We start from the raw sequence: 911 nt of genomic DNA, 5'->3' as shown, positions 1-911 counted from the left end.
CCGCACCCTGGTGCTGGACACCGGCAGCCAGGCGCGCGCCGACGAGGTGGTCAGCTCGCTGGTGGAAGGGCTGCCAGGATTCGCGCTCTCGCTCCTGGACACACAGACAAGCCCTCAGGCTGCCATGGCGCACTGGCTCGTTTCTCAGGAGGCCCCCACAGGTTTCAGCGTGGATCGGGAATGCGAGCTGAAATCAGCCGACGAGTCGAAATCGGTCGTGCGCTACGGCCGCCATCCGCTGGACATTGCCGAGGTGAAGCAGCACATCGAGCACGGCAAGCTGCCCACGCGCCTGGCGCTGACCTGGGACGACCGCGTGAGCTTTGTGCTGACCGAGGGCCTGCAGATCCGCAAGATCGCGCTGCTCGATGCCGTGATGGAAGGCCAGTCGCAGGACGACGGCGGCTTCGATGCCGACGTGGCGATTGCCACGGGCGAGCTGTCCAGGCTCATCCCCGATCTGATCGAAGCGTTGGGCGGGGAAGGTCGCACTGGCCTTGGCCATGCCCTGCCGGCCTCGCTGACCACGACAGACCCGGCCGGCGCGCCGCCAGATCTGAAGCCTGGCGATGTGCCGTTCTGACATGGCCGCATCAACCGAAAAGGTCTGCACCACCTGCGGCGAGCCCTGGCCCGCCGACGTGGGCTTCTTCCGCGCCCTGGTCAAAAGCCCCGACGGGCTGGCCGACCAGTGCAACGCCTGCGTATGTGACAAGTACCGCCGCTATCGCATCCGCAACCCCTCCCGCCCGCGCGCCACCGATGTGCTCGCCAGCATCTGGATGCGGCCGGCGGCCCCAGCCTCAACAGCATGAACCAAGACACCGAACACCAGCCCACGCGCTCCGAGCGCGATCTGCCAGCCGCGCGCCGCGCCGCCGAACGTGCCCGCGCCATCTGGTGGGACGAGC

2 protein-coding genes are annotated in these 911 nt (G+C 68.1%); both read left to right on the top strand.

Features of this window, described 5'->3' with window-relative positions; genetic code table 11:
• Positions 1-583: recombination-associated protein RdgC (locus L995_RS09050; protein ID WP_047471126.1), on the top strand; the 583-nt coding region annotated here is incomplete at its 5' end.
• A gap of 1 nt (position 584) precedes the next feature.
• Complete coding sequence (locus L995_RS09045) at positions 585-815, top strand: hypothetical protein (protein ID WP_047471124.1); 231 nt, start codon at positions 585-587, stop codon at positions 813-815.
• The last annotated feature ends 96 nt before the right edge of the window (positions 816-911 follow it).

The sequence above is a fragment of the Delftia sp. ZNC0008 genome (assembly GCF_000799035.1).
In the GTDB taxonomy this organism is placed as follows: Bacteria; Pseudomonadota; Gammaproteobacteria; order Burkholderiales; family Burkholderiaceae_C; genus Comamonas; species Comamonas tsuruhatensis.
The sequence above is the reverse complement of the archived record's forward strand: the minus strand, read 5'-3'. Positions and strand labels throughout refer to the sequence as shown.